The organism is Candidatus Poribacteria bacterium (assembly GCA_026706025.1).
GTDB lineage: Bacteria > Poribacteria > WGA-4E > WGA-4E > WGA-3G > WGA-3G.
Window position 1 is genome coordinate 107087 of the sequence record JAPOZO010000020.1, and the last position, 25287, is coordinate 132373.

16 protein-coding genes are annotated in these 25287 nt (G+C 48.6%); 12 read left to right on the top strand and 4 right to left on the bottom strand.

Going from position 1 to position 25287, the window contains the following annotated elements; genetic code table 11:
* Window positions 1–2: 2 nt before the first annotated feature.
* The 3 genes from OXH00_04405 to OXH00_04415 all read left to right on the top strand — a co-directional run bounded on the left by OXH00_04405 (window position 3) and on the right by OXH00_04415 (window position 5133).
* Entirely contained in the window at window positions 3–3851 is a 3849-nt protein-coding gene (locus OXH00_04405) for a HEAT repeat domain-containing protein (GenBank protein MCY3740239.1), read from the top strand.
* 158 nt (window positions 3852–4009) lie between these two features.
* Window positions 4010–4333, top strand: coding sequence for an NIPSNAP family protein (locus tag OXH00_04410; GenBank protein ID MCY3740240.1), 324 nt, complete (start codon window positions 4010–4012; stop codon window positions 4331–4333).
* Between the two features lie 53 nt (window positions 4334–4386).
* Window positions 4387–5133 carry a phytanoyl-CoA dioxygenase family protein gene (locus OXH00_04415; GenBank protein ID MCY3740241.1) on the top strand — a complete coding sequence of 249 codons (747 nt, stop codon included), beginning with the start codon at window positions 4387–4389 and terminating at the stop codon, window positions 5131–5133.
* Window positions 5134–5233: 100 nt separating this feature from the next.
* Here OXH00_04415 and dgoD read toward each other — a convergent pair whose 3' ends face one another.
* Window positions 5234–6379, bottom strand: a complete 1146-nt coding sequence (dgoD, locus tag OXH00_04420; protein ID MCY3740242.1) for a galactonate dehydratase — start codon at window positions 6377–6379, stop codon at window positions 5234–5236.
* Window positions 6380–6586: 207 nt separating this feature from the next.
* Between dgoD and OXH00_04425 the strand changes: the two genes are divergently transcribed.
* Window positions 6587–7924 (top strand): sulfatase-like hydrolase/transferase, encoded by a 1338-nt coding sequence (locus OXH00_04425; GenBank protein ID MCY3740243.1) that lies wholly within the window; start codon window positions 6587–6589, stop codon window positions 7922–7924.
* Here OXH00_04425 and OXH00_04430 read toward each other — a convergent pair.
* Window positions 7916–8095, bottom strand: a complete 180-nt coding sequence (locus tag OXH00_04430; protein ID MCY3740244.1) for a hypothetical protein — start codon at window positions 8093–8095, stop codon at window positions 7916–7918. The genes OXH00_04425 and OXH00_04430 overlap by 9 nt on opposite strands.
* Before the next feature lie 73 nt (window positions 8096–8168).
* Window positions 8169–9317: a glycerate kinase gene (locus OXH00_04435; protein MCY3740245.1), complete on the bottom strand. Its 1149-nt coding sequence runs from the start codon at window positions 9315–9317 to the stop codon at window positions 8169–8171.
* 290 nt (window positions 9318–9607) lie between these two features.
* Here OXH00_04435 and OXH00_04440 point away from each other — a divergent pair, with 290 nt between their 5' ends.
* The 5 genes from OXH00_04440 (at window position 9608) to OXH00_04460 (ending at window position 20522) form a co-directional block, all read left to right on the top strand.
* Window positions 9608–11812 carry an RNA polymerase sigma factor gene (locus OXH00_04440; GenBank protein ID MCY3740246.1) on the top strand — a complete coding sequence of 735 codons (2205 nt, stop codon included), beginning with the start codon at window positions 9608–9610 and terminating at the stop codon, window positions 11810–11812.
* Between the two features lie 61 nt (window positions 11813–11873).
* On the top strand, window positions 11874–13364 hold the full coding sequence (locus OXH00_04445) for a dockerin type I domain-containing protein (GenBank protein MCY3740247.1): 1491 nt from the start codon (window positions 11874–11876) through the stop codon (window positions 13362–13364).
* Between the two features lie 298 nt (window positions 13365–13662).
* Complete coding sequence (locus OXH00_04450; GenBank protein MCY3740248.1) at window positions 13663–16335, top strand: sigma-70 family RNA polymerase sigma factor; 2673 nt, start codon at window positions 13663–13665, stop codon at window positions 16333–16335.
* A gap of 97 nt (window positions 16336–16432) precedes the next feature.
* A complete protein-coding gene (locus OXH00_04455) occupies window positions 16433–18457 on the top strand; it encodes a leucine-rich repeat domain-containing protein (protein MCY3740249.1) in 2025 nt (674 codons plus the stop codon).
* 22 nt (window positions 18458–18479) lie between these two features.
* Window positions 18480–20522 (top strand): leucine-rich repeat domain-containing protein, encoded by a 2043-nt coding sequence (locus tag OXH00_04460; GenBank protein MCY3740250.1) that lies wholly within the window; start codon window positions 18480–18482, stop codon window positions 20520–20522.
* A 65-nt stretch (window positions 20523–20587) separates the two neighbouring features.
* Here OXH00_04460 and OXH00_04465 read toward each other — a convergent pair whose 3' ends face one another.
* The gene (locus OXH00_04465; GenBank protein ID MCY3740251.1) at window positions 20588–22819 is read right to left on the bottom strand and encodes a TonB-dependent receptor; all 2232 of its coding nucleotides are present in this window, start codon (window positions 22817–22819) and stop codon (window positions 20588–20590) included.
* 188 nt (window positions 22820–23007) lie between these two features.
* Here OXH00_04465 and OXH00_04470 point away from each other — a divergent pair, with 188 nt between their 5' ends.
* The 3 genes from OXH00_04470 (at window position 23008) to OXH00_04480 (ending at window position 25238) form a co-directional block, all read left to right on the top strand.
* Window positions 23008–23310: a hypothetical protein gene (locus OXH00_04470; GenBank protein ID MCY3740252.1), complete on the top strand. Its 303-nt coding sequence runs from the start codon at window positions 23008–23010 to the stop codon at window positions 23308–23310.
* 176 nt (window positions 23311–23486) lie between these two features.
* On the top strand, window positions 23487–24326 hold the full coding sequence (locus OXH00_04475; protein ID MCY3740253.1) for a LamG domain-containing protein: 840 nt from the start codon (window positions 23487–23489) through the stop codon (window positions 24324–24326).
* Window positions 24327–24470: 144 nt separating this feature from the next.
* Window positions 24471–25238 (top strand): phytanoyl-CoA dioxygenase family protein, encoded by a 768-nt coding sequence (locus tag OXH00_04480; GenBank protein ID MCY3740254.1) that lies wholly within the window; start codon window positions 24471–24473, stop codon window positions 25236–25238.
* Window positions 25239–25287: the final 49 nt, after the last annotated feature.

Sequence of the window (25287 nt, forward strand, 5' to 3'; positions counted from 1 at the left end):
GTATGAAACAACAGCGAATTTGTAATATATTGAGAATCGGTATCCATCTCCCACTCATTGCTGCTATTGTCCTTCTAATTGCGTGTGGTGAGAAAGAGAATAGGGATATTATTGAGGCGCGAGCCGCTATCATCCGCGGAGATTATACCGCTGCACAGGCGGCAGTCGAAAAAACAGATTCCGGGAACGAGGAGGCACGACATCTGAAAGCCTTCCTACAGAACCGGGCACGCCCCGAGACAGCGGCTTGGCACCAAGCGATTGTCCAAGCCAATGCTTATCTTGAAACACTTGCTGCCGACATCCTCGCGATCTCAGTGTTGGAAGACCCGGACTCCGACGATCTCGACCAACAGGAACGGCTCATCCGCGCGCAGAACTCTATCTCTGGACTCTTCGTCGTGTCGCTTGCGGAGGCGGTCGAAAAGCGAGCAGAATTGCTAACAGAGCTCGTCGCTCACCCGGATTCTGCTGTCGTCCAAGGACTTTTAGCAGCGGAGAAATGCTATCAGCCGGACGCACGTGCAGCCGTTGCACAACTTATGGAGACATTGGGAAGCGGGAATACAGTTATTGAATTGCTGCAGCAAGCAGTACGCCACAAGGACCCCGCTATACAAAAAGAGGCGGTCCGCTTTCTTGGCGCGATGCAGAAACCCGAACTCATTCTAACCTTTGAAGACGCGCTGATGGAAACAGTGAATACACCAGAAGTCGCGTACAGAGCAATTGTCGCGCTTGAACAATTGGCAAGTTCAGGTGCAGCCGATGGGGTTGCTATTGTGCCGGGTCTTCAACTTGCACTTAAAAATAATAGTGCGCAGGTCAGAATGCACGCCGCGAAATTACTCGGTAGCATCCAAGACGAAACCGCTATCCCCGACCTTGTTCGACTGATCGCAGACCCGAACAATTACGTCAAAGATACAGCCATAGATGCGCTCAACCGTATAGGAGACCCCGCAACTGCACCGCTCCTTGAGGTTTTAGCAACGAAAGCGCGAAACCTGATTCCCGATGAGGATACTGGTTTCACTACAGACTATCAATACATCGCGAGTGCTTACATTGACGATCTGTGGATGAAAAAATACCGAATCGGCACACAAGCCGCCGCAATCCAAACGCTCGGACTCCTCAAAGCGGAAGCAGCTGTTCGACCGCTGATAAAAGAGTTAGCAAACGAAGAATTACAAGGTAATGCCTTGGCAGCACTCGTTGAAATGCGCGGTGTTGCTGTCCCACCTATGTTTGACGCGCTCAAAAACGACACAAATGAAATCCGGATAAGGATCGCAGAGGCACTCGGAACAATCGGGGACCGGCGCGCAATCACACCGCTTATTGACGCATTAAATAACGATCCCCATAAAGAGGTAAAAGCGTTGACAGCGATAGGACTCGGCAATATGCGTGCGCGTCGCGCGGTTCCGGCACTTACGGAGGCACTCTCCTACGACGATACCACTGCCACTAACGCTGCGGAGGCTCTCGGGAAAATCGGAGTAACGACAGAAGAATCCGTCGAAAAATTGATTATCATGGCAATGGATAAGCAGATGCGGGAAACCCTCCGGCTTGCGGCTATCGCTGCGCTCTGGCAACTCAAACCTGAGGAAGCCACACAACCGATGCTTCTTCTCATGTTCAGTGATGAAACCAGCCCAATCATACGTGCCAACGCCGTCAAGGTCCTGAGCCGTATCAAGGCACCCGAAACTACGCCTGTGTTGCTTTGGGTACTGTCTACACAATTCGACGAGATCTCGGACTTTCAGCGGCACATGAAACGAGAGTATAAAACACTTGACGCGCTCCGAACACAGGTCGAGTCCTTCCAGATTCAGTGGACAGTTGATTACCCGCGCGCAAACTATCGGACATGGGGTGAACTCAAACCGATACCGAGCCTCGTGCGGAGTGAAGTCGCTCACGCACTCGGTATCGTCAAAGGGGACACCGTCGTAGAACCGCTTGTTCGTGCACTTGAGGATGATGGGCGGGCAACAGTACGCCAGAGCGCAGCGTGGGCACTCGGTGAAGTCAAGGGAGATGTCGCAACAACGGCTCTTATCACTGCATTGAAAAAAGATAAACAAGGGGTCGTCCGACAAGAAGCAGCCATCGGTCTCGGAAAAATTAAAGGGCAGCGGGTCATTGATCCGTTGTTAGCCGCACTACGAGGCGATAAATACGAAACAACTCGATTCCAAGCAGCGGTAGCACTCCGAGAAATTCAGGCATCGGATAAGGGACTTGTCGATATTTTGAAGAAAGGTTTGGGAAGTTTTGATGACGGCTACGAAGTCCTCTCCGTGCAAAACGAGGTCATCGGTGCATTAATCAAAGACGGAAACGACGCAACAGCAGAATTTGTTCTCGATGCGCTTAAATCCACTGATGATGAGTGGACGCGCTGGGCATGCGTCCACATTCTTGGGGCGACTGCGAAAAAAGTTGCTGCCGATGCGATGCTTGAGGAACTCAAACATCCGAGTTATGTTGTCCGGAAGCGGGCGGCAAACTCGCTCGGTGGTTTTAAAGAACGCCGTCTTGTTGAACCCCTCATCGCTGTACTCGAAAACACTGATGAGATGAAATCCATTCGGGCATCTGCAATCATCTCACTCGGTGTCCTCAAAGATGAACGCGCCGCTGCACCACTTCTGACAGCACTCTCCGATGAAAACGCTGAGATCCGATTGCAAGCCGCCGCCGCTTTAGGAACCCTCAGAGATGCAAAAGCGGTTGCCAAACTCAGCGAAATGGTCGAAAATCCGCTGGAGCCGGACAATGTCCGTGCCGCTGCAGTGGCTGCCCTCGGTAATATCGGCGATAAATCGGTTGAAGATGTTTTGATTCGGGCACTCGACATCCAGGTCGGAGACATCGCCAACAATGCCATAATTGCACTCGGCAAACTCGAAAGTGAAACGGCAATTCCAAGGCTAATCGCTATTCTTGAAGATAAACGGATACCGTTGAACGCAGATACAGCAGTATTAGCAAATGCTTCTACACGCACAAAAGCCGCACGCGCACTCGGCACAATCGGCGGTTCCCGCGCAGCCGAAGCCCTCGGCAGGCGACTCATCGACGATACAGAATACATCGTCGCACTTGAGGATGCAGGAAACAGACAAAACCTCGGACTTGATGATCGGAGGCGCAATTGGAGTTGGCGGATTTTTGTTATTGCTGCCAAGAAACTGGATCTACCTGCTTTCGTTGCATCGAGAATGGCGGAACGCGCCGCGGATAAATGGGAAAGCAACCCCGTCAGAAATGCCGCGATGGTTGCCTTAGGACGTTGCAAAACGGCAGATGCAGCACTGGATGTATCCGATCTCAGAGCGCGGTTATCCGATCCAGATGTGGACATCCGAAAACCCACAGCGCTCGCCGTCGGGGAAGCCGGACTTTTGGAGTTTATACCAGACCTTGTGCAGATGATGAAGGGCGAAACCGAAGCCGATAAGGATACCCGCCGAGCTGCGACGCAAGGACTCAGGGAATTGGCGGATCCCTCAACAACCGACGCACTCATCGAAGTCATGAACAACGACGATAATCACGTGGAAATCCGACGCGATGCCTCTCGGGCATTGGGTGACATCGGATCCGACAAAGCCGTAACGGCACTGGTGGAGAAACTCAGAGCCTTACACGAAGCGCAAATTACGAGAGGATTCCGACTTGATGTCATCAAGGCACTCGGCGACGCTAAAAACACAAACGCTGTTTCACTGCTTGAAACGATTCTCCAAGACCAGGACGCAGAAATCCATTTCCAAGCAGCATCAGCACTCTTTGAGATTACAGGTGAAGGCTACGGTTATAACCGCATATAAACAGTTATCAGTTATCGGTTATCGGTCATCAGTTAAGAGATGTTTTGTGACAATCTCCTGTAACTTGTGGACTTCAGTGAGCAGTCTATTGTTACAGAATTCCTCTTTAACTGAAAACTGAAAACTGATAACCGACAACTACTAAAAAGGAGATTTTTATGGCTTTTTTTGAATTAAGGCAGTACAGAACGAAACCCGGTCAACGCGAAAACTGGGTGAAATACATGGAAGAAACGGTACTCCCATTCCAGATATCTAAAGGAATGGTTGTGATTGGCAGTTTCATCGGTGAAGAAGAGGACGATCTCTACGTTTGGATCCGACGGTTCGAGAGCGAAGAACAGCGAGAGCAGCTCTACGCAGCGGTCTATGAAGATGATCGGTGGAAAAACGAGATGTCACCACGCGTCGGTGAACTGATTGATAGAGAACAAATCGTTGTCACACGGCTTGAACCCACTTCGCGCTCGGCACATCAATAAGACAGAGACTACGGCACACGGCGTGTGCCTGCTACCTTTAACGGAGGTGTCTCATGAGCCCTGAAGAAAAATATTTGTTTGATCTATGGGGATATGTGAATATTGAAGGCGTTTTAGGCGATGAAGCACTCGCGGAATTGAACGCCCTGATTGATGCCCAAGATTATCCGGATCCAGTGGATGATAATGTTCATTCGCAGCGATTTGGTGGCTTCCTAAGTTGGGAAAACGACGCGTTCCGTAAACTGCTTAACCATCCGCGTATTATGCCGTGCTTAGCGGAGGTCGTCGGTCCTAAGTTTCGGCTCGATCACGTCTACGGCATCTTAATGATAGAAGGCAACCCAGGCGGAACACTCCACGGTGGCGGCACGCCTTATGATCCGTCGCAGTACTACGTCTTCCGAAACGATCGGATGTATAACGGACTAACTGTCGTCTCGTGGGCGTTAACCGATATGCTGCCTGGACACGGTGGTTTCTGTTGCATCCCGGGTAGCCATAAGAGCAACTACCCGTGTCCGCCGGAATTCCGACCGGTGGTAGACAACAAAACCTGCATGGCACCCGTGCATCAGAAGGCCGGCGATGTGGTGATCTTCACCGAAGCATTGACACACGGCACGCTCCCATGGACGGCTACACACGAACGCCGCTCAATTTTATTCAAGTATTCACCAGGACACGCCTCATGGGGACAAGGCAGATACGATGACGAACTTCGCAACCTGATGTCGGAAGAGGATCAGAAGTTAATGCTGGAACCGCCTTACGTTGCACACCGTAAACCGGTCGTCTAAACGTGAGTCGCGTTAACAGAGAGCGTTCTACGTCTTTCTGCTGGTGAGGTTTTCAACCTCGCCTACTGACTGCTGATGGCTGACTGCTGACAGCCAATCTCTACCAATCCGCGACGCTGCCATCGGTATCATAATAGTACTCGCCGCCGAGTTCTTCAGGGTAGGTGTTAAGTGTCTGTTCTGCCTCGTTCGCATCAATTTCAAAGCCGAGTCCGGGTTTCGTCGGCAATTCAATGTGTCCATCTGTAACCTGCCAATCCTCAATAAACAGACCGTCCCCTAACCCGGCATCAATCTGTTCTTGGATCAGGAAATTCGGCACAACGGCATCCACATGAAGGGAGGCAGAGAAAGCAACGGGACCGATAGCACAATGCGGGGCGATGTGCATATAGTAGACCTCCGCCATGTTCGCAATCTTCTTCAGTTCAGTAATGCCACCGGCATGGGAGGTATCGGGCTGTAAGTAAGCGACCGCCTGTTTCTCGAATATCTCGCGAAACCCCCAACGCGTCAGCAGCCGTTCACCCGTCGCAATCGGGAACGGCACATGGTCGGAGATCAGTTTGAGCGCGTCTACATTCTCTTGTGGAATAGGTTCCTCGACGAACATCGGACGCATCCCTTTAAGTTCATGACAAATCTCAACGGCGAGCGCAGGGGTCATCTTACTGTGGAAGTCAAACGCAAGTTCGACTTCGGGTCCCACCCACTCGCGCATGAGATAGGCGCGTTCTACAAATTCGTCAATAACCGCGGGAGGTTCGTGTCCACGCCACTTGCCACCGGGACCGCTTTTAAATGCCGTATAACCGCCTTTTTGCTGTAAAAATTCGAGGCGTTCTTTCGCAGCAGCTTTGCCTTCGTCAGTTAAGCTCCCGATGCCCCAGTGTGCATAGACGCGGATACGGTCGCGTACAGCACCACCTAAGAGTTGATAGGCAGGTACATCGTAGTATTTGCCAGCGATGTCCCACAACGCCTGATCAATGCCGGACAAAGCGGACATCAAGATATTACCGCCTCGGAAGAATGCGGAACGATAAACGTGTTGCCAGTGGTGTTCAATCCGTAACGGATCTTTACCGATAAAATAGTCGGCAAGTTCCGTAACAGCCATACACGTGCTTCTCGGTTTACCTTCAAGCGTGGTTTCACCCCATCCGACGATACCGGTATCTGTCGTGATCTTAACGAGCCGCGTCCGGCGACGCGGGTAAAATTGTTCAATAGTCGCAATTTTCATTTTTTAACTATGGCCTCCTGGACACCGCTCCATTTCATTACGCGGTGGTTTCTGATTAGGTCTCAACTCTGTTTGGTAATTTTGATGTTTCTTTACCTGTAGCTCGTAATGTAATGGAGAGCGGATTTACGGAATGTGCCTCAAAGGTTCAAAATCACGTTGTTTAACCGCAAGGAAAATTAAAAATTCGCAAGGAAAATTAAAAATATGTCCTCACAACCGAATGTTCTTTTTATGATTGCTGATGACCATCGATGGGATGCTATCGGCGGTATGGGTGACCCGACCGTTAAGACGCCTACTATGGATTCACTCATGGCACGCGGGACAACCTTCCGCCAGACACACATTATGGGTTCACTTGTCGGAGCAGTCTGTGTACCGAGTCGTGCTGCTGTCCTCACCAGTGCTAATCTTTTTCGTAGCGGCGGAAACCAGATTAACCCAGATTTGGCTGTCTGGCCACAAGTCATGCGCGAGGCAGGGTATCACACATTTTTTTCCGGCAAATGGCATAATGATAGACAAACATTTAGCAATAGTTTTGACGATGGCGGGTCAATTTTCTTCGGTGGCATGGGCAATCAATATAAAGTGCCAATTTTCGATTTTGATCCGACAGGAAAATATCCGCAAGATGATAGGTATATTGGTGATAAGTTTTCTACGGAACTGTTTACAGACTCAGCGGTGCAATTTATAGAAAACTACGACCAAACGGATCCATTTTTCCTTTACCTCTCCTTTACTTCACCGCATGATCCTCGGACACCGCCAGGAGAATACGCGACGATGTATAAACCTGAGGATGTCCCTGTTCCAGAAAACTTCCTCCCGGAACACCCGTTTGACAACGGGGAAATGCGGATTCGTGATGAAGTGCTGGCAGAATTCCCACGCACCCCTGAAATCGTTCAACAACATATCGCCGATTACTACGGTATGATTACCAGCCAAGATGCCGAAATGGGACGCTTGCTAAACACATTGGAAGCCAACGGACATCTTGACAACACCATTGTCATCTATACCGCTGACCACGGACTCGCTGTTGGACAACACGGGCTGCTCGGCAAACAGAATCTCTATGACCACAGCATCCGTGTACCTTCCATATTTGCCGGACCGGGAATCCCCGAAGGCACAACAGTTGATGCACTCACTTACCTCTACGATGTCTTTCCGACCGTCTGTGACCTAACCAGTGTCGAGTGTCCGGATACGACTGAAGGGTGTAGTTTAGTACCCCTGATGGAGGGGTGTGTGGATCAGGTTCGTCCTACAGTCTTCGCGGCGTACAAAGATATTCACCGCACCATCAGCGATGGTCGTTGGAAACTGATCCGTTATTATGTCTCTGAAGAGACTGGTAAAGGCACAGATTACATCCAACTCTTCGATCTGGAGCAGGATCCTTGGGAAACAACAAACCTCGCGGGCCTGCCTGAGCATGCCGACCGCATCCGCTCACTTGCTGCTGATATGAAAATGTGGCAAACCGAGGCGGACGATTTCATGAAAGACACACCGATATTGTTACAGTAGTAGGCACGCGCCGTCGTGCCGTAAGCAGTTGGATACAGTAGTAGGCACGCGCCGTCGTGCCGTAAGCAGTTGGATACAGTAGTAGGCACGCGCCGTCGTGCCGTAAGCAGTTGGATACAGTAGTAGGCACGCGCCGTCGTGCCGTAAGCAGTTGGATACAGTAGTAGGCACGCGCCGTCGTGCCGTAATGCATTAGAGAAGACTGGAAGATTAGAAGGGCAGCCTTCTTTTCTTCCCACCTTCCTTAACTCCCCTGTCCACTATGACCAATAGCAATCAATCGTGCAGCCTGCTCCGCGGTGTCAGCGATCAACCGCGACGCGTCTCCGACAGCATCTTCAAGAGACATCGGCTCTTGTACGATACCCAACATCGCATCAATGCCAGCCTCGTAAACGGCTTCGGCCCCTTCAGCGATACCGCCTGCAATCGCAATCACAGGGATATTATGCGTCTTTGCGACCTTTGCAACACCGACAGGTGTTTTCCCGAACGCCGTCTGAAAATCGAGTTGCCCCTCACCCGTAAAAACGACAGAAGCACCTTTCACGCGTTCCTTGAGGTCAACGGCATCAACCATAATATCAATACCGAGTTGTAATTCAGCGTTGAGAAACGCCATCAGTCCTGCTCCTAATCCGCCCGCGGCCCCTGCCCCCGGGATGTCGTTAAAGGATTTACCGAGTGTCCGTGCCAAGACTTCATCAAAATGTGCGAGATGCGCGTCCAACGTCTCAATCATTTCAGGCGTGGCACCCTTTTGTGGTCCATAAACGTGTGACGCGCCTTCGGGGCCGGTCAACGGATTGTTGACATCACAAGCGACAACGGTCTCTGTTTCAGCAACCGCTGGATGTAAACCCGATACATCTATTGACGCTAATTGTCCGAGTCCACCACCACCACGCGAAATCTGTTTGCCGTTTGCATCCAACAACCGAACACCGAGTGCCTCCGCCATACCGGCTCCGCCATCGTTCGTCGCGCTGCCGCCGATACCGATGATTAAGCGTCTACATCCGGCTTCCAAAGCGGTGTGGATCAGCTGCCCAGTGCCGTAGGTGGTGGTGTGGAACGGATTCCGTTCATGCGGTGCGACAAGCGTGAGACCGGAAGCGGATGCCATCTCAATGACAGCGGTTTCTCCGTCTGCGAGGATGCCGAATTGTGCATCAACTTCATTTTCCAGCGGTGCAAGCACGCGTTGTATTCGGAGATGTCCCCCGGTGGCATCAACGAGCGACTGCACAGTCCCTTCGCCACCGTCTGCCATCGGGATTTTGTCAATAATAGCATCAGGAAACACGCGACGGAGCCCCTGCTCAATCGCACACGCAGCTTCGAGTGCACTCACGCTTCCCTTGAATGAATCAGGCGCAACTACAATTTTCATAACGGATAATCTATCACAAACACTGCAATCTGTCAAGTTCAGATGATAACTAATTATTCTTACGATTTCTCCGAGATTATGCACCTTTTTCGCTGATAAATTGTTTCATTAATAATAGGACTTACGCAAATCCCTTGTGGGTGTCAATCCACAAATTCCAGATTTTTTTCAAATTATGCGAATTTTCAGCCCAAAGTTTCGTCTTTAATAATAGAGGGTATGAACCGTATCGGACCGCGTAATTTTACAAGATTCGGTCACGACCCAACTGTTCTTTAGGAGGGCACTTCATGGAAAAAGAAAGCGATGTTCAACTCATTCAGAGAATATTATCGGGTGATGAAGCGGCGTTTGGTGTTTTGGTCGACAAGCACCAGAGAAGTGTCCACGCCCTTGCGTGGCGGAAGGTCGGCGATTTCCACGATGCCGAGGAGATTACACAGGACACGTTCCTTCAGGTGTACAAAAAACTACCGACACTTAAAGACCCTTATAAATTTGCTGGATGGTTGTATGTCATCGCAAACCGGCTCTGCATTGATTGGATACGGAAGAAAAATCTTGCGATACAATCGCTGGAGGACACATCTGTGGAAGAAATTGAGAAAGCCTCTTATACCCATCACGTATCGGAGCAGTCGGAAATAACTATCTCTGAACGTCGCCGTGAGATCGTCAAAAAACTTCTCGCAAAACTACCAGAGAGTGAGCGGACAGTCATGACGCTCCATTACCTCGGCGAAATGACCGTCAAAGAAATTAGCAAGTTCTTGGGGGTCTCAGTCAGTGCGATTCAGAACCGACTGTATCGGGCACGAAAACGGTTAAAAGCGAAAGAAGAATCCCTCGTTCAAGAAGTTCTCGGTAGTGTGCAGATACCGGCAAGTATCAAACAAAACATCATGCGGCGGGTCGCCGACATAAAACTTACACCGTCTCCAACTCCAAAACCGTTGCTCCCATGGGTCGCTTTCGGCACCGCCGTGGTTTTGGTTGCCTTATTGCTCGGTGTCAGCAATCAACATCTCATCCGTTTTCAGAGACCCTATAGTTTTGAGGCAGCCTCTGAACCTACCATTGAGATCGTTGATACCGATATCGTTCTTGATATTGTGTCAAAACCTGCTGTGCGAAATCAGGTGGGACGTGCGACGCTTACTCGTAAAACCAATGGTGCCAGTACACAAGTTTCTCACACAGGGTCAACGCCCAACACATTAAAAAATTCACGAAGGCAGCTGTCGGTCATGGAAAAAGTCCAAACGCGTAGCCTGCCTTCCGTTACGGCACCTTGGACAGAATGGTTCGTCAATAAGCATCATCTGTCCCCTGCAGAAATGACGGTATCTCACGATATGTTTTGGAGTCCTGAGTTTGGATTACGCTTTCAAAGAACAGATGAAGGTGTTTCACTTGTCGGGGATTGGATAGAAGCACGCAGACAACAGGAAGCGTTGCTTGATTTAAATCCGAATACGATACTCCTATGTGAGGTGAATATGCGAGGGGCTGATCCTGGGTCACCCTTTTTGAAAGAACTTTATAGCAGTGATGATTTCCCCTGGATCACAGACGCATCTGGCGAAATCATTCTTGGGGTACCTGCGGAGCAATATACAGATTTACTCATAGATTTTACACACCCCATCGCCCAAGATATTATTGTTGATCAAGCCATCGCTGTTGCTGAAAGTGGGTTATGGGATGGTATCCTTTTCGGTTACTGGGATGAAAAAGAGGTCGTACTTGAAGGTTATCGTTCTTATGCGGCAGAACAGAAGGCTCGAGAATCCATACTTAAACGTATTCGTAATGCTGTCGAAGACGATTTTCTGATAATTGTTGGCGGTACAGGTCAGTTGAGTTTTGGGACGCCTTATGTCAACGGTATTATCCTGTACAGCGACCATCAAGACTTTAGTAATGATCAACGGACGGGACTTATTGAACTCGAAAGTAACCTGCTCTGGGCGGAAGAAAACCTACGTGAACCGAGAATCAATTATTTGCAAGCTAAAGGTGTTGCCAGTGAATTGCCATTGAACCCAACAAACCAGCAGGCAATGCGTTGTTTTACAACCCTTTCTCTGACGCATTCTGATGGATATTTTCTTTATACTATGGGTGTTGACTGGGGAGAACCGCACCGGCACGATGATTTTTATTGGAATTATCCTCACAAACATACGGATTGGGATTATTGGAACCAACATACAAATTCGCACGACACTTTTCTGCACGCGCATGGAGGTGTCCATTATTGGTATGACTTTTGGGATGCCGACCTCGGACATCCCATTGGGAAGAAGGGGCGGTTGTACCTGAACCGGGACGGCTTATTCATCCGAGAATTCACCAAGGGATGGGTAATTTACAACCGCAGTGGGAAAGCACAGAAGATCCAACTACCAGCATTTGCGACCGGTGTCGCCAGTGGTATCATTGGCACATCACACACCGTCCCAGATTTAGACGGTGAGATTTATTTGAAGTAGGTTTCATCACCAACCGATGTCAACGGTGATGGTGTTGATAATAAATTAAAAAGGATTAACGATGCATAAAATAAAGTCTATTTTACTATTTATGATGCTTGGGTTTTTTTCCCTTTCTTCAACGCCTGCTGAAGAAGCGAAACTGTCGGTAATAGAACGGCTGAATGCGAGAAATTTCCCCTCACTTTTCGCGGCGTGGGCTGGGTGTCACTATATACCACCGGACGCAAATTGGACTGAAAGGCGACACGATTTGGTGTGGGGGCACCGTATCCCAGAAGGACGGTTTGAAAAAATTGATGGCAAGATTGTCCTCACTGGGGATGTTGAGGCTGCAAGAGAAAGGTGGTCAGAACACCGTCGGTATAACCCGAATATGATATTCCTCATGGATATTCCTTTCTCCGTTGCCCCACTCGAGGGTAGCAAAAACACATTATTTGGAGAAATTTTTCCAGATGATTGGCCTTTCATGATAATCCACGAAACAGGTGAGGAAGTTTTAGGGTTTACAGGTGATCACGTAAACCCACAGTCACGACTCATAGATTTCACACATATAGAGGCACAAAAAGTGATTGTCGGGATGGCGAAAGCCGTAGATGATAGTGAATTCTTTGACGGCATCTTTATTGATTGGTGGGATGAAACAGGTTTGACATTAGATGGTTACAGAACACTTGAGGAAGAATTTGAAGCACGTATACATATCCTGCAATCTATTCGGGATGTTGTGAGCGATGATTTTCTGATCGTTGTCAATTCAAATCATGAAGGCGCAAAGTATTCTGCCCCCTATATTAATGGTGTGTTCACGGAGACGTTTCGTCATGCAATGCCTGATGACTTTGAACATCTTTCTATGCTGTGGCTTGAGGAGGGTTTCCGCTGGGTTGAATCAGAGTGTCGCTTCCCACAGATACCGTGTTTTGAAGCAGAAGGAATTGGGATTCAATCCCCGATGAGTCCTGAAAACCTACAGGCTATGCGGTGCTTAACAGCGTTGTATTTGACGCATTCGGACGGATTTTTTACTTACACGATGGGCGTTAATTTACGTGATAGACAGAATCACGTACATGATAGTCATTGGGTTGGTGGGCCTGACCATGATGACCTACACGCAAGAAGCATTGTTCATGAGCACCATCACGAGCATTACTGTTACGATTTTTGGTATGCCGACTTGGGTCGTCCGATAGGAGAGAAATTTCAACGTTATGAGGATAGAGAAGGTCTGTTTATCCGTGAGTTCACTAACGGCTGGGCAGTCTATAATCGGAGCGGAGAAGAGCAGATTGTCAAGCTTCCCGTCAAATCAAGTGGCGTAGAAAGCCGGATTACCGCTATTGAACACACTATTCCTGATTTAGATGGCGAGATTTTTTTGAAAACCCTCATCGTGGCGGCGGATGTCAATGGTGATGGCGTGGTGAATGTCTTGGATCTCGTGATAGTCGCTAACGCTTTTGGTGAATCCGAACCGGATCTGAATGGCGATGGGATAGTCAACGTCTTGGATCTCGTGATAGTCGCGAATGCGTTTGAGTAAGAAACCAGAAATCATAGGAGACACCTCTTCGGAACTGACAAAGTTCAAACAACACCCGCATTTTTGTTAGACGAGGTCATCGTGCCTCGTCTTTTCTCCTTTTTGCAAGTAGAAAACCCGCCTATATTCCTCATAAATTTACATTTTTTGCTTTTTATGCAGTTTTTCTGCTCGTAAATTCGTCTTTAATAATAGAGGGGATAACTGTATCGTATTTCTTAATGCTGCAATCTTCAAGATTTGATTCAGTTTTTAGCAAATATGAACACACCGCAATTTGTTCGTTGGGAGAGGAATCTTGGAAAGAGTAGACGATGTTCAACTGATTCGTAGGGTTTTATCGGGTGACGACGCAGCGTTTAATACTTTGGTTGAAAAGTATGAAAAAGGCGTTCACGCCCTCGCGTGGCGGAAGGTTGGTGATTTTCACGATGCTGAAGATATTACGCAAGATGCCTTTCTCCAAGCGTACAAAAAACTCGCGACACTCAAAAATCCGCATCAATTTGTGGGGTGGCTATATGTCATTACAAATAATCTATGCACCGATTGGCTCCGAAAGAAGAAACCTGCGATGCGATCGCTGGAGGAGATGTCTGTGAAAGAAATAGACGATGTAACCTATGCGCGTTATGTGGCGGAACACCGTGAGTCAGAAGCGACTGAACGTCGCCATGAAATTGTCAAAAAACTTCTTGAAAAGCTGCCAGAGAGCGAACGCACGGTCGTAACCCTTTACTATCTCGGTGAAATGACGATGAAGGAGATTAGCAAGTTCTTAGGGGTCTCTGTCAAAACGATAAGTAGTCGTCTGCATCGGGCGCGCAAACGTTTAAAACAGCAAGAAGATCTCTTTGTCCAAGAGTTTCTCGGCGGTGTACAGTTATCAGCGAATGTAAGACCGAACATTATGCGGCGAATCGCTGACATTAACCCGACACCGACCGCAGCTGGAAAACCGTTGCTCCCATGGGCAGCTGTCGGTACTGCCGTGGTTTTGGTTGCGTTATTGCTCGGTGTGAGCAATCAACACCTCCTCCGTTTTCAGAGACCCTATAGTTTCGAGGCTGCATCTGAACCGACAGTCGAAATTATTGAGGCACCTATTGTGCTTGATATCGCCATAAAACCGGCCGTACGAAATCAGATCGGGCGGACCGTCGCCAGTGAAACTCGCGGTGCTGGCTTGCAAGCTGCTGACCGGGATTCAACGCCCAGTGCCGCGGAGGATTCACTCAGCGTTTCGGAGGCGCATTGGATGCCGGATCCCGCACTGCGACAGGCGATTCGCGAAAAACTTGATATTCCGTCAGATGTCCCTTTGACCGAAGCATATCTTCAACGACGCTTGACAAGCCTTGATGTGCGAGGCAAAGAGATTGCCGATCTTACAGGTATAGAGCATGCGACCGATTTGCAGGCACTTGTTCTGATAGAGAACAAGATTCACGATATATCACCTTTGTCCGGTCTAACGGAACTCGGTTTTCTTGATCTGGGAGGCAACCAGATTTCAGACCTCCGCCCGCTCGCAGCACTCACGCGTTTAGAGACTTTACACATTTGGCGGAACGAAATAGAAAATATTTCGCCACTCACTGGGTTAGTCAATCTGAAAAAGTTGTCAATACAGAATAACGATATTAGGGATTTTTCACCCCTCAATGGGTTGTGTCACTTAGAGGTTGTAAAAATTAAAGGCAATTTTCGGGTCGGCGATTATATACCGAGGGTTGCAGTAGCACCGCGTATCAAAGAGAGAGATTACCCGTCAATCTTTGCAGCGTGGGCGGGGAACAATATTCTCAACTTACCAAACTTATCTGATGATGAAGCCGTCACACATCACGATCTGTTTTGGGGTGGACCGGGGTTTCACCTGCAATGGCATCCCACACCTGAAGGAATGCGGCTCTTTGGCAGAATAGACGATGCGCACTGGAAAAGAGAGTATCTTCTTTCACAAAATCCTAACTTTGTAAGACTTGTGAGTCTTGACTACACGGATGCTAATCTTGGGGATTATCCTGAAGATTGGCCGTATTGGATAAGAGATAAGAACGGCAATCGCGTTCGCGTTTACGCTGGTGCTTCAGACTGCCTGATAGACTTTACACACCCTGTCGTTCAGGATATTCTCGTTCAGAAAGCCGTTGCTGTAGCAAAATGTGGTCTCTACGACGGTATCTTCTTGGGGCGGTGGCAGGAAGATGAGGCTACGCTTAATAATGACCAAGGTGTTTATTATCGAAGTGTTGAAGCCGAGGGGGCGGCAAGAGTCTCTATGGTACGCCGTATCCGTGAGTTTGTTGGTGACGATTTTCTGATTATCGTCAAAACGAACCAGCGTCCAGCACCCCTTTCGGCACCCTACGTTAATGGGATGTTCATGGAAGCGATTCTGGACGAACAGGACACAGGTTACACGCATGCTGGACTCCGTGAAATTGAAAGCACGTTATTATGGTCGGAGCAGAATTTTCGTGAACCACAAATAAATGCGCTTGAAGGGCGTGGCATATCGCTTGAGCCACCAGATTCCCCGCGTAACCAGCAAAGGATGCGCCTCATTACAACCCTGAGTCTCACACATTCCGATGGCTACGTTTGTTACAACATCGGGGTAATGGGCATCATCCATGAACATGAATACGAGATCTGGCCAGGACATGAGAGGGCGCATATAGAAGGCAAATCGCATCTTCACAACCACCAACACTATTGGTATCCATTTTGGGATGCCCCATTGGGTCGCCCTGTGGGCAAGAAGGCGCAACTTTATCATAATAGTCAGGGACATAGGGTTGAGGGTTTATTTATACGTGAGTTCACCAATGGTTGGGCGGTCTACAATCGCAGCGGAAAGGCACGGGATATACAACTCCCCATGCAAGCCACTGGTGTCGCAAGCGGGACTATTGGTGTTAATCACACCCTCTCTGATTTAGACGGTGAGATTTATCTGAAATAGGAAACCGGTTCATCTGTGGATGTCAATGGTGATGGTGTCGTGAATATACAGGATTTAGTTATTGTGGCGAATGCGTTTTGAATAAGGAGATTCGCTGATGACAATAAAAGAAAAATTGTGTAAATCGTTAGGGCTTCAGTTTTTGCTTTTATCCGTTATGGGCATATTTGTCTATAACACTTTTGCCTACGCAGAAAATGAAGAAGAGTGGATGCCGGATCCTGCACTCCGAGAGGCTGTCCGGGAAAAACTTGGTGTTCCCGCAGATACCCCCTTGACACAGGCGTATGTTCAACTACGCCTAACAAGTCTTCGGGCTATAAATAAGGGGATTGTTGATCTTACCGGCTTAGAGCATGCAACTGATTTGCAGTTCCTTGTTCTGCCACAGAACAAGATCAGCGATTTATCTCCTTTGTCAGGCCTAACAGGACTTGTTTTTTTGGATTTAGGAACCAACGAAATTACAGACCTATCACCGCTTGCGGGGTTAGAAAGTCTTGAATTGCTGGGATTGTCGAATAACCAAATCGTAGATGTTTCGCCGCTTGCGGGATTGGTGAACCTAAAAAAGCTTTCACTTGTTAGCAATCAGATTCCAGACCTATCGCCGCTTGTGGGATTAGAGAATCTTGAAAATCTTGAGATCTATGGCAATACAAAGAATTTGCTTTCCACGCTTCCCCTATCAAAGCTGATGCAATTCGGATACGATGAAACCTGTGACTTAGAGGGTGTCCCGATCCCTGAGCGAGTTGAGAATCGCGAATATCCCTCAATTTTCGGAGCATTCGGGGGAGGGATAATCATCAACTTACCAGAGCTAACATGGAGGGAAGCCTGGGCATATCATGACCTGACCTGGAGTGGCCTGCTGTTTAATTCCACGATGTGGCTTTCAACATCTGAAGGTCTAAAACACTTGGTGCATATTGAAACCGCCAGGAAACAGCGGGATGACCTACTTTCTCGCAACCCGAACATGATTTTTATTGTTGCGATGAACTATTGGGCTGCAAACCCCGGTGAGTATCCAGACGATTGGCCCTATTGGGCACGAGACGAATTGGGGAATATAATTCAGGCGGAGGATCATGGGACACTTCTTATTGACTTCACATACCCTGGATATCAAGACTATATGGTGAGACGAGCGGTTGCGCTTGCGAAATGCGGACTCTTTGATGGCATTTTTTTCGATGTGTGGCGAGATGATTGGCGCAACAGGGAGATGGCTCCCTACTATACTTATGATGTCCACGAAGCAGCGATTACAATGCTTCGGCGGATCCGCGAGGGAGTTGATGAAGTCAGAGACGACTTTCTGATCATTGTCAACACCAATCGCTCCAAGATCCCACGTTCGGCACCCTACGTAAATGGAACTTTCATGGAAACTATAGACCCTTATTCTCATGCAGGTCTGGCAGAGATTGAAAGCACCTTGCTCTGGGCAGAGCAGAATCTTCGGGAGCCCCAGATCAATTGTTTAGAGGGTTGGGCAGATAAAACAGAGCCGCTTGACAGTCCAAGAAACCAACAATGGATGCGACTTTTTACAACAATGGGTCTAACGCATTCAGACGGCTATGTGAATTTCGTCAGCGGAATCTTATCTCCAGAACATGAGCATCTTTCTGATATATGGAAAGAACACTCGAAAACACACGATCGAGGCATAAAACATTCGCATCTCCATGACCATATTTGGGATAACTTCTATGACGCTCCGTTGGGTCTTCCAGTCGGCGGCGATGAAACGAAGGGTCAACTTTACGAGAACCGAGAAGGTTTATTCATCCGAGAGTTCACCAACGGTTGGGCGGTGTATAATCGCAGTGGCACGGAACAGCAGATTGAGTTCTCTGAAGCGGTGTCCGGCGTTGAAAGTGGTGTGAAGGAGAAACACTCGCACGTGCTACCTGACTTAGATGGTGAGATTTATCTGAAATCAGAATCAGGGTTAGAAACCGCTCCTACCGTGGATGTCAACGGCGATGGCGTTGTGAATATCCAAGATTTAGTGATAGTCGCGAATGCGCTTGGCGAAACGGAGCCCGATCTCAATGGCGATGGTGTTGTGAATATACAAGATTTAGTGATTGTAGCAAATGCATTTTGAGTCAGGAGATTATCCTATGACAATGAAAAAGATATTGTGTAAATCGTTATGTCTTCAGTTAACATTCATATCTGTTATGGGTATGTTTGTCTACAATGCTTCCATCTATGCCGAAGCTGCTGAGGCGTGGATGCCGGATCCGATTCTCCGAATGGCAGTTCGTCAGGAACTGAAAATAGATGCTGATACACCCTTGACGAAAGCGGATATGTCTCGATTGCTTGTGTTGGCATCAAATAGAGTGGACATAACCGCAGAGCTCAGTGATCTAACCGGTTTGGAGTATGCTGTAAACCTTCACTCTCTTCTTCTTTGGGATCATCGTGTGCGGGACCTGCGTCCGATTGCGGATTTGACGAACCTCAGATTCCTTGGTTTCAACAGGGGTCCGATTTCAGATATAACGCCTCTTGCAGGTCTTGTGAACCTTGAGACGCTAACTATATGGGGCAACCAGATTGTCGATGTTTCACCGCTTGCGAACTTGGTAAACCTAAGGGTGCTCAAGCTTGCCTTCAATCAGATTGAAGATTTCTCACCGCTTGCGGAGTTGGTGAACCTCGAATGGCTCGAAATCCAGCACAACAGGAGTAGCGATATTTCTGAGATTCCAACAGCAAAGTTGACAGAGTTCGTATACGATGAAACGTGTAACGTCCCGGGTATCCCTTTTGCTGACCGCATTGAAAATCGTGAATATCCATCCGTCTTCGGATCCTGGGCTTACGTTCCTAATAAGCTGCCAGTCATACTAAGACCAGAGACCTCCGAGATTACGCCGATGGCTTATTTCGATCTCCATTTCGGTTCACCTCAAACGCTTCAGCTCGAATGGGCATTTAATCAACCCGGTAGTGGCGAACGGGTCCGATTAATAGCAGCAGGCACAGCCAATATTGAGGATGCCAAGCAACGCCGAAAGGCGATCTTGGCGTTTAATCCAAACGCAATATTGCTTGTGCCGATTCGATATTACAGTGGACTGCCTGCCCAGCTGTATCCTGAAGATGGTGTTTTGCGAGATCTCTATCTTCGAGACAAAAATGGAAACCGTATTATAGGAGGAGATGGTGAAGTTGCGTTTTTAGATTTCACACTCCCTGAGACCCAAGAATTCGTTTTCGATCAAGTGCGAGCTATCAAAGCGTGTGGGCTGTTTGATGGCATCTTTTTTGATCATTGGAGCGGAGGGGCAGGACTCTTGGAATCCCGGACAGGTCGCACACAAGCAGAAGGATATATCGCCCGAGACCGTATTATACAAGGGGCGCGTGCCATCATAGGGGACGATATGTTAATAATGGTAAACACCGGTGAAAGCAAGATTCCGAGATGGGCAGAATATATCAACGGTGCTTTCATAGAAACACACCCTATGAGGGTGGAGGAAATTGAAGGTGTGCCTGTTCATCTCGGTTATACGCTGGCAAACCTTTTGGATATTGAGGACACCTTGGTCTGGTCGGAATCTAATTTTCGCGAGCCGCGTATCAACAGTTTAAACGCGTTCACTATTGATACAGAACCCCCAGATTCTCCTCGCAACAAGCAGTGGATGCGCACTTTCACAACCATGAGTCTAACGCTTTCTGATGGCTATGTTAACTATCTCACGCTATTCGGTAAGTATGGTCCCGAGGTTTACTGGCACCCTTTCTATGATGCTCCGTTGGGTCGCCCTATTGGTGAAAAGGGGCAACCCTACAAAAATGGAGAACGTGTTGCTATCGAAGGCGTATTTATCCGTGAGTATACCAACGGCTGGGCGGTGTATAATCGCTCTGGTAAGGAGCAGCAGATTGAACTTCCAGAGAATGTATCAGGCGTTGCCAGCGGTGTGGAAGACCAACGCTCACATACCCTCCCAGATTTAGATGGCGAAATTTATCTGAAATCAGAATCAGGGTTAGAAACCCCTCCCATAGTAGATGTCAATGGCGATGGGACAGTGAATATCCAAGACTTAGTGATAGTTGCGAATGCGCTTGGTGAAGCGGAGCCCGATCTCAATGGTGATGGTGTTGTGAATATACAGGATTTAGTGATAGTCGCAAACGCTTTTTGAGCGAGCGGCACTTACCTTCATCCCTTGGTTTCCACGTAGCGATGGTTTCCCAACCGCATCAGCTCTTAAAAACGCCGCCCTATTTCCAGACTCCAAAATCGCGGTTCATTGACATAGCCCGTCAGATTGTTGAAATCGATACCACCTGTCGCAGACGTGTCGTTGAGGATGTTCCGTCCTATAAGTGCTACCTCTATGTCGCTATACGGTAATAGGCACGCAAGTCGGACACCGCCAACCAAAAGCCAATCGTCGGCAAACTCTACAGAATCGTAGAGAAAGAACCGGACTCGGCTACGATATGCCCAGTCCGTGGACGCAATGAGGCGCGCACCTGCTGGTAGGTCGAGAATATAATGCAGTGCTATGTCTGCAATCCAACCCGGAGCCTGCGGCAGACTGTTGCCATCAATGGCGTAAATTCCATCAGCAACAGACGGATCCAACATCGTACACGGCGCACCACACCCCTGTATCGCCAAATTCGGATCGTCAATCCGCGTCTGGTTGTAACTAAATCCCGCTGAAACCTCAAGGGCAGTGATTGGCATAAAAATCAACTCCGCTTCAACGCCGCGTCCAATAGTGCTATCAGCGTTCACTAACCGGTTGAAATTGGTTTCGCCACCCACCGCAGTGAGTTGTTGATCCTGCATAAAATAGTGGAACGCCGCCATATTCAGATGCAACCGCTGGTCCCACAAACGTAATTTCGTGCCGCCTTCAAAGGAGAGAATCGTCTCGGTATCCGCGACTGTGACAGCATCACCAAACAACAAGCGTCCTTGAATACTCGGTGCCCGAAAGCCTCGCGCCGCGCGGAGATACGTCTGCACACTCGGTGCCACTTGATAGCGGAGGCTCATATCTCCGCTCCAGACGGTGTCTTCGGGGTTCTCGTGGATAGGACCGAGTGGACCTGCCCCAGTAACAGCGGGTGCTTGATCCCGCCATGCTGTATAGTCCTTCGCATCATGCGACAATCGTAGCCCCGCACCGAGTTCGAGGTTCTCAAGCATTTGGAAGGTTAACGCTGCGAATGCCGCTTGTGCTGTGGATGCCTGCTCTTGTCGCGCGACACCATCCAAAGCTCCCTCAGCGAGTGTATCATAGTTGAAATCCTCCATCTCCACGAATTCCGAAAAATAGTATAAACCGAGCTGGTAGGTGAGACGGCGCGCGGCTGGACTCATCAAGCGTACTTCTTGGCTAAATTGTCGCAGATTCGGAATACCAGACGCGGTTTCAGAAGGGAAGGGAATCTCACCGGGACCGCTTACTGGCAGAAACGCAGCACCGTATCCGCCGTCGATGTCTCCGCGCGAGAAATTGGTCAGTCGTTCAAAGCCTGTCAACGTCACCAGTTGGAAGTCCCCAATATCGTAGCGTACTTCAACGCTCAAACCTTGTGTGCTTAACGTCTGCTCATTACGTCCGTCATGTGCAATACTGCCCCGAGAAAAATCCTGCACCAGTCCACCTTCACCCTGTGACAGGATATTGGCGCGGAACAGGCGTGCAGTGCCGTCGAGATCGCGGGCATGGAATTTGAATCGTGTTTCCAACTCCGGGATAGGTGTCCACAACAACTGTAGGCGACCTGCAAAGTCTTGATGTCCACCTAAGGTATCATCTTCACCGGTATGTTGGTTGTCCACCCAGTCGTCTCGCCGCTGTACAAGCAATGAAAGCCGAGCAGAAAGCACAGACGGAACGATCGGACCCGATACAGCACTTTCAAAATTACTGCTGTTAAATCGACCGTAATTCACCCGTACGTATCCTTCAAGGATCTGTGTCGGACGCGCCGATTCAAATTTTACAATCCCCGCGGGCGTATTGCGTCCGAAGAGTGTACCTTGTGGGCCCCGCAACACCTCAACCCGATCCAAGTCAAAGGCGGGAAATCCCTTTAGCAAAGCGTTTTCAAGCACAACGCCGTCGTAGAGCAGCGAAACCGGCTGCGAAGCGTTGAGGTCGAAGTCCGTATTGCCGAGACCGCGGATATAAAAGCGCGGAAAGATACGTCCAAACGACGATTCGATCTGTAAACTCGGCGTGCGGTTCGACAAAAAACGTACATCCATACCCGATGAGCGTATCGTGTCGAATTTCTCACCCTGGAGTGTTGAAACGGAGAGCGGTACCTCAAAAGATCGCTGCTCACGTTTACGTGCAGTAACCACGACATCTTCCAACCGAACAACTTCTTCGGTCTCCTCATCAGCAACAACCGGTAAAGATATAGACAACATCATCAAGAAAGCCAACGTATAAAATCGTTTGCTAAAGTTCATGTTTCCCTCAGTATAGGATATGTTAGGTTTCGTATAAAACAGTAATGTGGTTGTAGAATCCACATCATAATATTGATAACTACGGACAATATTGTAGCATACTAAACCCAAAAGTCAACGAATAATGGATTTTTTTGTGGGAGCATAGGTGTCAATTTAAGAAAAAACGCAGCGTCCCGTAGGTTGGGTTGAACGGATACCCTCAAATCCCTGAAAAGGCAGAGAAACATGCAACCGCTCCATCCACCTACATTCAACAGAAACCCAGAGAAACCCAACGTCTCGGTTTCCGATGCCATTACCAGCACAGTATGAAGTTGGGTTTCGCTGCATCCTTGTGTGGATATGATGCCATCTCGGATTTCACGTGTATTTGGAACACCTACATCCGCCTTTTCTGTTCCGCTCTACCCAACCTACGGGGCCCTGTGGTCGCGATTCATTGGTGGATTTTTCTTGTAGGAGCGATCTGTGGTCGCGACATTTACTGACAACTATAGTGAATCCTAAAAATAAAGAGACACTTCATCCCCCCGGTAGGTTCGGTTTCCTAACCGAACCGGTGCGGAGTGTCCTATTAATTCTAAACTTTACTATAAAAAAATGCTTGACATTTGATACAAATGTGTGTCAAAATCCAAAGCAAATAATCTTGGAGGTAATACAGATGAGAGGTAGATATCAAAAACCGAGCATTTTCTGGTCTGTTATAGGTGCTGCCGTCCTGCTGTTTACCACGCAAGGACACACCGCAATTGACCCCGCCACGGCAGTAGCCGTCTGGCTCTTCAACGAGGATGGCGGCGATCTCGCCAAGGACTTAACGGAAAACGCGCTCGATGCGGAGTTCTTAGACCCTGTGAAGTGGACGGATGGCAAATTCGACGGTGGATTGGAATTCAAAAGTGGTGGATTGGTTAACGCTGGCACTTCACCGCTCCTGAACGTCGGCAAAGCAAATTTTTCTATGTTAGCATGGTTCAAGTATTCTAAAACCGCCGACGATTGGCACGCAACTATTATCGAAAAGGCTGATTTCGCTATGCCGAGGCACGGCTACCTCTTGTGCGTTCGCGGGAATCTTGATCCGAATAACAAAGGAAAACCGCTGTTTTGGTTTGGATTGGCACAAGGGGCAGGCGTTCATCTCTTTGGAACATCGCCTATCAACGATGGGAAATGGTACCATCTCGCTGCAACTGCTGACCGAAAGGGTGCCATGAAATTGTACCGTGATGGAAAACTGGAGGCTGAAAAAGATATTTCCGCGCAGCAAAAAGAGAATGAAGATAACCATAAACCCTTTACTATTGGGGGTGAAGCCGGTGTTGCCTCCCGAAGTCTTGTGGATGGAGCAATAGATGAAGCGGCACTCTTCAACGTTGTGTTGACTGAGGATCAGATAACAGAAATTGCCGAAAAAGGGCTTGCGCGGACGTTGGGAGCAGAGGCGGTTTCACCAAATGATAAATTGGCTACCACCTGGGCGAAAATAAAAAGGAAATAAACTTTCTCTTTTGAGTTGAATGTGCTGTTTGGGCTTTCGGGTTTTGGATGAGACGGTAGAATTTATAATCAACTAAACTCCGTTGCTGATGACGTTTGAAACGCCGACAGTGATGGATCGAAATTTTAGAGAAACAGGTGACACATGGACTGGCAACTGGAAACGACTGTCTCTGATGAGCAGGTCAAATTTTACAAAGAAAACGGGTATCTCGCTTATGGACGCATCTTCACGAAACCGGAGTTAGATGAACTTCGGGATTATGTGGACGATATGATCGAAAATTTGCCGGACGGTAGGCGTCCAGAGCAGATGGATGTGCCGCATTTTGCGCATCCTTATCTGTTCAAATACCTGACACATCCACGTGTGTTGAAGGTGATCGAGCGGTTTATCGGACCGGATATCGTCCTCTGGTCAAGCCATTTTATTAGCAAACGCGAGAACGATGGCATGGCAGTCCCATGGCACCAAGACGGGGTCTACTGGGGTGAGTCGCTTGATCCGATGCACGTTATCACGATGTGGCTGGCAGTTGATGAATCGAAGGTCGAAAACGGCTGCATGCGCGTCATCCCCGGCAGCCACAACTTACGCGATCGCCGTTATGAATCTGTTGATCGAAAAAATATGCTGTTCGGAAGCGAAGTGGTGGAAGATGACCTTGACACATCCAAGATAGTCAACTTGGAATTAGAGGTCGGCGAGTGTCATTTCCACGATGCGTGGACAATCCACAACTCAAGTCCGAACGTTTCCGAAAAACGGCGATGCGGCTACACAATGCGCTATATGCCAGCAGATGTCCGTTACCCCGGTGCAGAGTGGCGGCGCGCACACTATATCTATCTGTTGCAGGGCAAAGATAGAACAGACGGTTTTAATACTTACACGCCTGTACCGGAATTTTAACGGCGGAATTGCGCCCGTGGAGCGTTAAAAGAATATTAGCCAGAACGCG

Coding starts and splice junctions, on each gene's coding strand:
- OXH00_04405 (MCY3740239.1), top strand. CDS start 3: ATGAAACAACAGCGAATTTGTAATATATTGAGAATCGGTATCCATCTC.
- OXH00_04410 (MCY3740240.1), top strand. CDS start 4,010: ATGGCTTTTTTTGAATTAAGGCAGTACAGAACGAAACCCGGTCAACGC.
- OXH00_04415 (MCY3740241.1), top strand. CDS start 4,387: ATGAGCCCTGAAGAAAAATATTTGTTTGATCTATGGGGATATGTGAAT.
- dgoD (MCY3740242.1), bottom strand. CDS start 6,379: ATGAAAATTGCGACTATTGAACAATTTTACCCGCGTCGCCGGACGCGG.
- OXH00_04425 (MCY3740243.1), top strand. CDS start 6,587: ATGTCCTCACAACCGAATGTTCTTTTTATGATTGCTGATGACCATCGA.
- OXH00_04435 (MCY3740245.1), bottom strand. CDS start 9,317: ATGAAAATTGTAGTTGCGCCTGATTCATTCAAGGGAAGCGTGAGTGCA.
- OXH00_04440 (MCY3740246.1), top strand. CDS start 9,608: ATGGAAAAAGAAAGCGATGTTCAACTCATTCAGAGAATATTATCGGGT.
- OXH00_04445 (MCY3740247.1), top strand. CDS start 11,874: ATGCATAAAATAAAGTCTATTTTACTATTTATGATGCTTGGGTTTTTT.
- OXH00_04455 (MCY3740249.1), top strand. CDS start 16,433: ATGACAATAAAAGAAAAATTGTGTAAATCGTTAGGGCTTCAGTTTTTG.
- OXH00_04460 (MCY3740250.1), top strand. CDS start 18,480: ATGAAAAAGATATTGTGTAAATCGTTATGTCTTCAGTTAACATTCATA.
- OXH00_04465 (MCY3740251.1), bottom strand. CDS start 22,819: ATGAACTTTAGCAAACGATTTTATACGTTGGCTTTCTTGATGATGTTG.
- OXH00_04475 (MCY3740253.1), top strand. CDS start 23,487: ATGAGAGGTAGATATCAAAAACCGAGCATTTTCTGGTCTGTTATAGGT.
- OXH00_04480 (MCY3740254.1), top strand. CDS start 24,471: ATGGACTGGCAACTGGAAACGACTGTCTCTGATGAGCAGGTCAAATTT.